The following is a 9,348-nucleotide window of genomic DNA, read 5'->3' as shown; positions in this document are numbered from 1 at the left end:
GGCCCCGGCGCCTGCCGCCGCCCCGGCCCCGCAGCCGGTGCCGCGCAACTATCTGGTGTTCTTCGACTTCGACAAGTCGGACCTGACCCCGGATGCGCGCCAGATCGTGAAGCTGGCCGCCGACAACGCCAAGAAGGGCGGCATCAGCCGTATCCACCTGATCGGCCATGCTGACCGCTCCGGCCCGGCCGCCTACAACATGGCCCTGTCGCAGCGCCGCGCCAGCTCGGTCCAGACCGCGCTGACCGCCGATGGCGTCACCGCCGGCCAGATCAGCTCCGAGGCCCGTGGCGAGACCGATCCGCTGGTTCCGACCGCCGACGGCGTCCGCGAGCCGCAGAACCGGCGCGTGGAGATCATCTTCCGCTAAGCCGCACGGCAAGGCAGAACGCAAAACCCGGCTGGGAAACCAGCCGGGTTTTTTCGTCTCCAACGCCCAAACGAAAAAGCCGGCATCGCGGGATGCCGGCTTTGCTTTGGTCTTATTCGGTTCTATCGATCAGCGCGTACGAGACGCCGTATTGGCCGCCGTGTACTGGCAGACCTCGACGCCGTGGCTGGATGCTTCCGGCTGCAGGCCGGCAAACCGCTCGAAATTATGCGGCTGGCGTTCGTCCATCAGCGCCGCGAACTTGCCCTCGGCAGCGCTGCAGAAGGTCGCAAAATCGCTCAGGCTGCGCTGTGAGGCCTCGTTCGCCATGCGCGTCACGAAGCCGTTCAGCTCCTGCGCGGAGCGCGCGCCATGAACCCGCGCGAAATAGCCCTTCAGCGCCTTGCCGGTGCTGGCCATCTCGCCCTGATAGCGGGTGACGACGGCATTATAGCTGGGCCGCTGGTTGCAGCTGAGCGCCGCCACCATCAGCTCGCTCAGCAGGACGCGGGCTTCCAGTGCCGCGCTTTCCTTCGGCGTCGCGCAGGCGGCAAAGCTGACCGCCGGCGTGCCCGCCACGGTGGCCAGGACCGCCAGGGCAGCAAGGCCACGCTTCAAAGCCGTTTTCTTCATCACTCCCCCTCTACACCGCGTAAGGGCGGCGTGCCGACGAGGCCCGCTCCCCAGCGGCCACACCAGCGTCACAGTTGGGACACTATGACATTCTGAGCATATTTCGGCAACCGCTTGATATTGTGTGATATCTGGGTACCGCCCCTACATACCGCCCCCTACTGACCTACACCCCTGCCACAATTCGCTGCCATCTGGCCGCACGCGCCGGGCCGGGCTAGACTTCGCGCGGACAAACCGGCAGACGCCGGGCAAAATGTCACAGGTCAAGCCTGCTGGCCAAACACAGAGGGAGGATTTCATGCGCCTTGAAGGCAAGGTCGCCATCGTCACCGGCGCGGGGTCGGGATTCGGCGAAGGCATCGCGAAGATCTACGCCAGCGAGGGTGCCAAGATCGTCGTGAACGACGTGAACGAGGCGGGCGGCACGCGCGTCGCCGCCGAGATCGACAAGGCACATGGCCAGGGCACGGCGATCTTCGTGAAGGCCGACGTCTCCAGCGATGGCGATGTGAAGGCGATGGTGGAGAAGGCGGTCGCCACCTATGGCCGGCTGGACATCATGGTCAACAATGCCGGTTTCACCCACAAGAACAAGCCGATGCTGGAGGTGACGGAGGCCGAGTTCGACCGCTGCTTCGCGGTGAATGTGAAGGCGATCTACCTTGCCGCGCGCCATGTCGTGCCGGTCTTCCGCAAGCAGGGCAAGGGCGGCGTCATCATCAACACCGCCTCGACGGCGGGCCTGCGGCCTCGGCCGGGCCTGACCTGGTACAATGGCTCGAAGGGGGCGGCGATCACCATCACCAAGTCTATGGCGGTCGAGCTGGCGGCGGAGAAGATTCGCGTGCACGCGCTGTGCCCGGTGGCCGGCGAGACCGGCATGCTGGCCGATTTCATGGGCGAGGACACGCCGGAGCGGCGCAAGCAGTTCACCTCGGTCATTCCGATGGGCCGGTTCAGCCAGCCGGCGGACATCGCCAATGCGGCGCTGTTCCTGGCGGAGGACAGTTCGGAATTCCTGACCGGCCTGGCGATGGAGATCGATGGCGGGCGCTGCATCTGACGGCAGCGGACAGCCTTATTCGGTCGGCTTGGTGACGTAGAGGCGCTGATAACGCAGCCCGCCGGAGCGCAGCGCCGCCACCCGGCGTACCCAGCGCTCCGCCTCCTCCACCAGATACTGCATGGTATCAGGGGCGAGGCCGCCAGGCTTCAGCCCGGCGGTCAGCGCCGCCCAGCCTTCCAGAATGGCCTTCTGGTGCTGCTCGCTCATATCCTCGGAAATGCGCACATCGAGGTTGAGATTGACCAGCTCGACCTCGTAATGCTTCGCGGTCCAGGGTTTGGGAACCGGGTCCTCATTCTCCATCCACGCCTGCACGGCCGGATTTTCTTTGGCATCGTCGGACGCCAGCACATAGTCGGTGAAAGTGAACTGGCCGCCCGGATGCAGCCCCTTCTCGATCATACGCAGGAGGTGCGGCTTGTTCTCGATCCAGTAGAAGGCGCCAACCGCATAGGCGCAGTGATAGGCGCTGTCACGCATGGTGAAGGTGTCGGGCTCCAGATAGCTGACCGGCGCCTTGCGCGACAGCCCCATCCGTTCCGCCCGGTCCTCGCCATAGGCCGCGCGCTCGGGGTCGAATTCGTAGCCATTGACCCAGGCACCGTATTCTTCCGCGACGATCTCGCCGCCGCCGCCCAGACCGGCGCCGAAATCGGCGGCCGAGAAAGCCGGGTTCAGGCCGAAGGGCGAGACCAGTTTCAGCAGATGTTCCTTGCCGCCGGGGAAGATCAGCCCGTCGCCCCACAGAGCCTGGATAAGGCCAAACCGGTCGGTTGACCATTGCTCGACCTTCTCGACGGCGTCATTGCCGTCGGCCTCCGCGCTGTCGCCAGTATCCACCGCCGGCACATGCGGGACGTACTCATAACCCTCCCACCATGCCCGGAACCGTTCCTTGAACGACATGCCCCCACCCCGAATGCAGCACCCTCTCCTGCGGTGCGCTTGGTAAAATCGTATCCTTGCAGATGGCCATTAATCCAGTCTTAACAAAAGGGCCCGGCCGTCACCGGCCGGGCCCTCTTGACGCTGACGCCGGTCAGACGTCAGAGATAGTCGTACTTGCCGTTCTTCCAGACATAGAAGACATAGCCCGGCAGGGTGACGTCGCCCTTCTTGTCGAAGGACAGGTCGCCCAGCACGGTGTCGAACTTCATGCCGCTCTGCAGCACCGGCAGCAGCTTGCCAATGTCGGCGGAACCGGCCTTCTCGGCCGCCTGCTTGAAGATCTGCATCACCGCATAGGTGTAGAGCACATAGCCTTCCGGCTCGACGCCCTTGTCGCGGAAGGCCTTCACGATCGGCGCGGCCTTCTCGTTCTTGCGCGGGTCCGGGCTGAAGGTCATCAGCGTGCCTTCGCCGGCCGGGCCGGTGATCGACCAGTACTCGTCGGTCACCAGCGCGTCGCCGGAGACCAGCACGGTGTTCATCCCCTGCTCGCGCATCTGGCGCACGATCAGGCCCGCCTCGGTGTGGTAGCCGCCGACATAGAGCACATCGACGCCAGCCTGCTTCAGCTTGGAGACCAGCGCGGAATAGTCCTTCTCGCCCGCGGTGTAGGCCTCGTACATCACTTCCTTGCCGCCGGCAGCCTTGTAGGACTTCAGCGTCTCGTCGGCGAGACCCTTGCCGTAGGCGGTCTTGTCATGCACGAAGGCGATCTTCTTGCCGGCATACTGCTTGGCCAGGAACGCACCCGCGACCTCGCCCTGCTGGTCGTCACGGCCGCACACGCGGAACACGTTCGGGCCGCCTTCCTCGGTCAGCTTCGGATTGGTCGAAGCCGGCGAGATCATGACGATGCCTTCCTCCTCATAGACCTTGGAGGCCGGGATGGAGGAACCGGAGCAGAAATGGCCGGCCATCAGCTTCACGCCCTGGCGGACCATGTCGTTGGCAACCGCGACCGCCTGCTTCGGATCGCAGGCATCGTCGCCGATCACCAGCTTCAGCTTCTGGCCGAGCACGCCGCCGGCGGCGTTGATATCGGCGACCGCCTGCTCGGCACCCGCCTTCATCTGGGCGCCGAAGCTGGCGTACTGGCCGGTCATCGGACCGGCGGTCGCCACGGTGATGTCGGCCTTCGCGACCTGGCCGGTCAGGACCAGCGCGGCAGCCGCGAGAACCAGTGTGGATAGTTTCTTCATTTCGATCTCCCTGCTCATTTACTCGGTTGAAAGGGACCTGCCCTCACGCGCGGTAAAACGGCGTTAACCACACAGTAGGACCGGCTGCGAAAGCTGGCAACGGATTCCCGACGCCCGCTTCCGCGGCGTCTTACCCGTCGCGACGCGCACGCCAGCCGAACAGGCCGGCGCGTTCGTACAACCAGGGGTACTGGGCCGCCATGCGGCGGGCCAGGGTCGCGCGGTAGGCGGCAAAGGCCATCAGCGCCAGCACCGCCGAATCGACGACATAACCGCTGAAGGACAGCAATTCACCGCCGAACAGCGCGAAGCTGATGAAGCGCGACGCCAGCCCCAGCAGCGCACTGTACAGGATGCCCTGCCAGAACGGACGCCATGTGCGGGCCAGCGCACTGCCCATCAGCATGGCGGCACCGCCGGCCAGCACAATGGTGACGCCGATGAAGGTCGGGATGTCGTTGCCCAGAAGCTGTTCCATCGCCATCGCCCTCAATGCCCGCCTTCGAGATAGGCCGCACGCACCTCCGGCCTTGCCAGCAGCTCCGCGCCGGTGCCCGACATGGTGATGTTGCCGGTCACCAGCACATAGCCGCGATGGGCCAAGCGCAGCGCGTGATAGGCGTTCTGCTCGACCAGCAGGATGGTCATGCCCTCCTCCTCGTTGATCTGGCGGATCGCCCCGAAGATCTGCTTCACCACCAGCGGGGCCAGGCCCAGCGACGGTTCGTCCAGCAGCAGCAGATTGGGCCGGCTCATCAGCGCCCGGCCGATCGCCAGCATCTGCTGCTCGCCGCCCGACAGCGTGCCGCCGCGCTGGCCGCGCCGCTCCTTCAGGCGCGGGAACAGGGTGAAGACCTTCTCGATATCCTGGCTGAAATGCGCCGGGTCGGCGGTCGTCGCCCCCATCTGCAGGTTTTCCATCACCGTCATGCGCGGGAAGATGCGGCGGCCTTCCGGCGACTGCGCCACGCCCATGCGGATGATCTCGTGCGTCGGCACACGCGTGATATCGACGCCGTCATAGACGATGCGCCCGGTGCGCGCCTGCGGGCTGCCGCAGATCGTCATCAGCAAGGTGGACTTGCCGGCACCGTTGGCGCCGATCAGCGTGACGATCTCGCCCTTGCCGACACTGACATCGACGCCGCGCAGCGCCTGGATATTGCCGTAGAAGGTCTCGACCCCGGCGATTTCGAGCAGCGGCGCGCTCATGCCCCTTCTCCCGTCTTCTTCTCGATATCGGCGGCGATCTCCGGTGGCAGCTCCTCTTCCTCATCCTCGCCCAGATAGGCCTTGATGACCTTGGGGTCGTTACGCACCGCTTCGGGGTCGCCATCGGCGATCTTGCGGCCGTAATCCAGCACGATCACATGATCGGAAATGCCCATGACGACGCTCATGTCATGCTCGATCAGCAGCACGCCGACGCCATGTTCGTCGCGCACGAATTGCAGCAGCGTGTTCAGCTCCAGCGATTCGCGCGGGTTCAGGCCGGCGGCCGGCTCGTCTAGGCACAGCATGACCGGATCAGTGCACATGGCGCGCGCAATCTCCAGCCGGCGCTGGTCGCCATAGGGCAGGTTACCGGCATTCCAATCCGCCCGGTCGGCGAGGTTGATACGCTCCAGCCAGTAGCGCGCCTTCTCCACCGCGTCGCGCTCGGCATCGCGGTAGGATTTCAGCCCGATCAGCCCGCCGAAAGTCATGCCCGAGGCGCGCATCAGCTTGTTGTGCTGGGCGACCACCAGATTCTCCAGCACACTCATCGCCGGGAACAGCCGGATATTCTGGAAGGTGCGGGCAACCCGCGCCTCGTGCGTGATGCGGAAATCCTCCATCCGCTCCAGATAGAACAGCGTGCCCTCGCAATTCAGCGTCAGCCGGCCGACGGTCGGCTTGTAGAAGCCGGTCAGGCAGTTGAACACCGTCGTCTTGCCGGCACCGTTCGGGCCGATGATCGCGGTGATCTCGCCCTTGCGGGCCACCAGCGAGACATCGTCGATGGCGACCAGACCGCCGAAGCGCATGGTCAGATGCTCGACCGTCAGCAGCGGCGTGTCCGCCGTGGCGGCATCGGTGGCGACGCGGGGATCGTCGAACAGGCCGATCATGCCGCCTCTCCTTCCGCGCCGGCCAGGGGCCTTGCCTCCGGTTTTCGGCTCGGCGGCAGCTTCAGCGTCGGCTCGCGGTGCGCCAGCAGGCCGCGCGGCTTCCAGATCATGATCAGCACCATGGCGCCGCCGAAGGCCAGCATGCGGTACTGTTCCAGCTCGCGGAACACCTCGGTGCCGCCGATCAGGAAGACCGAAGCGATGACCACGCCGATCTGGCTGCCCATGCCGCCCAGCACCACGATGGCAAGGATCACCGCCGATTCGATGAAGGTGAAGCTCTCCGGGCTGATGAAGCCCTGGCGGGTGGCGAAGAAGGAGCCGGCGAAGCCGCCGAACATGGCGCCGATGGCGAAGGCCGTCAGCTTGGTGTTGGTCGGGTTGATGCCCAGCGACCGGCAGGCGATCTCGTCCTCGCGCAGCGCTTCCCAGGCCCGCCCAACCGGCAGCTTGCGCAAGCGCAACGTCACGAAGTTGGTGATCAGCGCCAGAATGAGGATCAGGTAGTAGAGGAAGATGATCCGGTGCAGGGAGGAGAATTCCAGCCCGAAGAATTCATGGAAGGTCGTCCCGCCCTCCGGCGCGAAACGGGCGAATTCCAGCCCGAAGAAGCTGGGGCGCGGCACGCCGGAAATGCCGTCCGGGCCGCCGGTGAACTCGTACCAGTTCAGCAGCACGACGCGGATGATCTCGCCGAAGCCCAGCGTCACGATGGCCAGATAGTCGCCACGCAGGCGCAACACCGGGAAGCCCAGGATCACGCCGAAGAAGCAGGCGAACACGCCGGCCAGCGGCAGGCAGACCCAGAAGGACCAGCCGAAGCTGGACGCGATCAGCGCGTAGGAATAGGCCCCCACCGCGTAGAAGGCGACATAGCCGAGGTCGAGCAGGCCGGCGAGGCCGACCACGATGTTCAGCCCCCAGCCCAGCATGATGTAGGTCAGCACCAGGATGGAGACGTCGAGGATATAGCGGTCGGCAAACGGCAGCGCCGGCATGACGAAGGCGAAGAGGATCGCCACCGGCCCGCCATAGAGGCCGACCTTCTTCATGAAGGCGCCGAAATTGTCGCCGGTAATCGCCTCCGCCTTGGGCTTTGGCCGGCTGCGCCCGCGATAGGCCCACCAGATATTCAGCGCCAGCCGGCCGAAGAAGCCTGCGAGGACGGCATAGCCGACATCGGCCCAGCGGTAATCGATGGTCAGGCCGCCGGAACTGTCGGCGGTCCGCAGGCCGATGATCGGCACCGCCATGGCGAAGATCACCAGTGCCGCGGCGAGGCAATCCTTCACGATGGCCGGAAGGTCGATGGCCCCTTCGGCGCTCCGCACATGCTGCGCTGCCATGGCTCAGACCTTCTCGATTTCGGGTTTGCCGAGCAGGCCGGTCGGCAGGAAGATCAGCACCAGCACGAGGATGGAGAAAGCCGCCACATCCTTGTATTCGATGCTGAAATAGGCCGACCAGAAGGTCTCGATCAGGCCGATCAGCAGGCCGCCCAGCATGGCGCCCGGCAGCGAGCCGATGCCGCCAAGCACGGCGGCGGTGAAGGCCTTGATGCCGGCCAGGAAGCCGATGAAGAAGTCGATCACGCCGTAATAGAGCACGAACATCATGCCGGCGACCGAGGCCAGCGCCGCCCCCATCACGAAGGTCAGCGAGATGGTGCGGTCCACATTGATGCCCAGCAGCGAGGCCATCTTGCGGTCCTGCTCGCAGGCGCGCTGCTGGCGGCCCAGTGCGGTGCGTGCGATCAGCAGCGAGAAGGCGGTCATCAGCACCAGCGTGGTGACAATGATCAGCATCTGCATGTAGCTGAAGGAGACGAGGAAACCGTCCTTCTCCATCAGCGTGACGCCGCCATCGATCACCGGCTGGATCGGCTTCACCCGGGCACCCTGGGAGAGCTGCACGTAATTCTGCAGGAAGATCGACATGCCGATGGCCGAGATCAGCGGCGCCAGCCGGAAGGAACCGCGCAGCGGCCGGTAGGCCACGCGCTCCACCGTCCAGCCATAGACCGAAGTCAGCAGCATCGAGACGATCAGCACGATCAGCAGTGCCAGCGGAATGAAGGTCAGCCCGATGCTGCCCAGGATGATCAGCGCGATCAGCGCGATGAAGGCGCCGATCATGAAGACGTCGCCATGCGCGAAATTGATCATGCCGATAATGCCATAGACCATCGTGTAACCGATGGCGATCAGCCCGTAGATCGATCCGAGCGTCAGCCCGTTGATCAACTGCTGAATGAAATACTCCATGCTTCCCGCTCCCCCACGGACTGGAAACCCTTGACCCGTTCACCTTGGACGACCGTCGCGCGGCCGCCCTTATTGCTTCAAGCATAGGCTGATTCGATGCCGAGGCGAGTCCGCTATTAGACCCCGTGAAGGGAAAGTGGAACGCAACCGTCAGGCGCAAATCAGCGTCACACCGGCCATTACCGCATAGCACGCATGCTTTGCAAGCAATTGTCGCGGGGACAATGGCATACGGCCTGTCATCAGAAAAGGGGGCAAGCCCTGTTCGCGGGTGTCGCGCGCCACACAAATAAAAACCCCCGGAAACAAGGCTTCCGGGGGTCTGAACAGGTTTCGGCGCGGGGATCAGAACAGGCTGACGCCCTGGCGCTTGCGCTCGATGGTCGGCACCTCGCCCTTGTTCGGCGCGGCCCCCAGCGCGGCATTCTCCTGCAGCCGCTTGCGCTCGGCCGCCGGATCGACCACCACGGCGCTGCGATCCTCCGCCTGCTTCCAGAACAGCAGATCGTCGAGCAGGCGCCGGTCGGCGTCAGCGAGCTGCGTATGCTCGCGGTTGATCGTAGTGCGGATATTGGGATCAGCCTGGTTAAGGCCCAGCTGCTGGCGGAAATTCTGCATGCCCGGCGTGGTCGGCGTGGCGGCGCTGACGCTGCGGTCGCCTGTGCTGCCGAGTGCCGCCCCGCCCAGCGCGAAGCCGCTCTGCGAGAAGGGCCGGCCACCGCCCAACGCGGCAACGGCGCCCTGCTGCTGCGAC

Annotated in this window: 11 protein-coding genes; 2 read left to right on the top strand and 9 right to left on the bottom strand. The window is 65.0% G+C overall.

What is annotated here, in order from left to right; all coding sequences use genetic code 11:
- Nucleotides 1-370: OmpA family protein (locus P24_RS18680; protein WP_008946314.1), on the top strand; the 370-nt coding region annotated here is incomplete at its 5' end.
- Between the two features lie 129 nt (nucleotides 371-499).
- Here the strand turns inward: P24_RS18680 and P24_RS18675 are convergent.
- Nucleotides 500-1,003, bottom strand: coding sequence for a hypothetical protein (locus P24_RS18675; RefSeq protein ID WP_008946313.1), 504 nt, complete (start codon nucleotides 1,001-1,003; stop codon nucleotides 500-502).
- A 301-nt stretch (nucleotides 1,004-1,304) separates the two neighbouring features.
- Between P24_RS18675 and P24_RS18670 the strand changes: the two genes are divergently transcribed.
- Nucleotides 1,305-2,069 carry an SDR family oxidoreductase gene (locus tag P24_RS18670; protein ID WP_008946312.1) on the top strand — a complete coding sequence of 255 codons (765 nt, stop codon included), beginning with the start codon at nucleotides 1,305-1,307 and terminating at the stop codon, nucleotides 2,067-2,069.
- A gap of 15 nt (nucleotides 2,070-2,084) precedes the next feature.
- Here P24_RS18670 and P24_RS18665 read toward each other — a convergent pair whose 3' ends face one another.
- The 8 genes from P24_RS18665 to P24_RS19535 all read right to left on the bottom strand — a co-directional run.
- On the bottom strand, nucleotides 2,085-2,978 hold the full coding sequence (locus P24_RS18665) for a methyltransferase domain-containing protein (RefSeq protein WP_008946311.1): 894 nt from the start codon (nucleotides 2,976-2,978) through the stop codon (nucleotides 2,085-2,087).
- 140 nt (nucleotides 2,979-3,118) lie between these two features.
- Complete coding sequence (locus P24_RS18660) at nucleotides 3,119-4,219, bottom strand: branched-chain amino acid ABC transporter substrate-binding protein (RefSeq protein WP_008946310.1); 1,101 nt, start codon at nucleotides 4,217-4,219, stop codon at nucleotides 3,119-3,121.
- 130 nt (nucleotides 4,220-4,349) lie between these two features.
- Nucleotides 4,350-4,697 (bottom strand): DUF6867 family protein, encoded by a 348-nt coding sequence (locus P24_RS18655; RefSeq protein WP_040708485.1) that lies wholly within the window; start codon nucleotides 4,695-4,697, stop codon nucleotides 4,350-4,352.
- An 11-nt stretch (nucleotides 4,698-4,708) separates the two neighbouring features.
- Nucleotides 4,709-5,431 carry an ABC transporter ATP-binding protein gene (locus P24_RS18650; RefSeq protein WP_008946308.1) on the bottom strand — a complete coding sequence of 241 codons (723 nt, stop codon included), beginning with the start codon at nucleotides 5,429-5,431 and terminating at the stop codon, nucleotides 4,709-4,711.
- Nucleotides 5,428-6,330, bottom strand: a complete 903-nt coding sequence (locus tag P24_RS18645) for an ABC transporter ATP-binding protein (protein WP_008946307.1) — start codon at nucleotides 6,328-6,330, stop codon at nucleotides 5,428-5,430. The genes P24_RS18650 and P24_RS18645 overlap by 4 nt, the downstream gene beginning before the upstream one ends.
- The gene (gene livM, locus P24_RS18640; RefSeq protein ID WP_008946306.1) at nucleotides 6,327-7,676 is read right to left on the bottom strand and encodes a high-affinity branched-chain amino acid ABC transporter permease LivM; all 1,350 of its coding nucleotides are present in this window, start codon (nucleotides 7,674-7,676) and stop codon (nucleotides 6,327-6,329) included. Before livM ends, P24_RS18645 begins: the two co-directional genes overlap by 4 nt.
- A gap of 3 nt (nucleotides 7,677-7,679) precedes the next feature.
- Nucleotides 7,680-8,594, bottom strand: a complete 915-nt coding sequence (locus P24_RS18635) for an ABC transporter permease subunit (protein ID WP_008946305.1) — start codon at nucleotides 8,592-8,594, stop codon at nucleotides 7,680-7,682.
- A gap of 345 nt (nucleotides 8,595-8,939) precedes the next feature.
- The coding region (locus P24_RS19535; protein ID WP_008946304.1) for a DUF3035 domain-containing protein at nucleotides 8,940-9,348 on the bottom strand (409 nt) is incomplete at its 5' end.

Origin of the sequence: Oceanibaculum indicum P24 (genome assembly GCF_000299935.1) — a bacterium.
GTDB classification, from domain to species: Bacteria; Pseudomonadota; Alphaproteobacteria; order Oceanibaculales; family Oceanibaculaceae; genus Oceanibaculum; species Oceanibaculum indicum.
This window is presented reverse-complemented; position numbering and strand designations above follow the sequence as displayed.

What these genes read in the sequence shown, in the direction of transcription:
- P24_RS18675 (WP_008946313.1), bottom strand. Translation starts at nt 1,003, where the DNA reads ATGAAGAAAACGGCTTTGAAGCGTGGCCTTGCTGCCCTGGCGGTCCTG.
- P24_RS18670 (WP_008946312.1), top strand. Translation starts at nt 1,305, where the DNA reads ATGCGCCTTGAAGGCAAGGTCGCCATCGTCACCGGCGCGGGGTCGGGA.
- P24_RS18665 (WP_008946311.1), bottom strand. Translation starts at nt 2,978, where the DNA reads ATGTCGTTCAAGGAACGGTTCCGGGCATGGTGGGAGGGTTATGAGTAC.
- P24_RS18660 (WP_008946310.1), bottom strand. Translation starts at nt 4,219, where the DNA reads ATGAAGAAACTATCCACACTGGTTCTCGCGGCTGCCGCGCTGGTCCTG.
- P24_RS18655 (WP_040708485.1), bottom strand. Translation starts at nt 4,697, where the DNA reads ATGGAACAGCTTCTGGGCAACGACATCCCGACCTTCATCGGCGTCACC.
- P24_RS18650 (WP_008946308.1), bottom strand. Translation starts at nt 5,431, where the DNA reads ATGAGCGCGCCGCTGCTCGAAATCGCCGGGGTCGAGACCTTCTACGGC.
- P24_RS18645 (WP_008946307.1), bottom strand. Translation starts at nt 6,330, where the DNA reads ATGATCGGCCTGTTCGACGATCCCCGCGTCGCCACCGATGCCGCCACG.
- livM (WP_008946306.1), bottom strand. Translation starts at nt 7,676, where the DNA reads ATGGCAGCGCAGCATGTGCGGAGCGCCGAAGGGGCCATCGACCTTCCG.
- P24_RS18635 (WP_008946305.1), bottom strand. Translation starts at nt 8,594, where the DNA reads ATGGAGTATTTCATTCAGCAGTTGATCAACGGGCTGACGCTCGGATCG.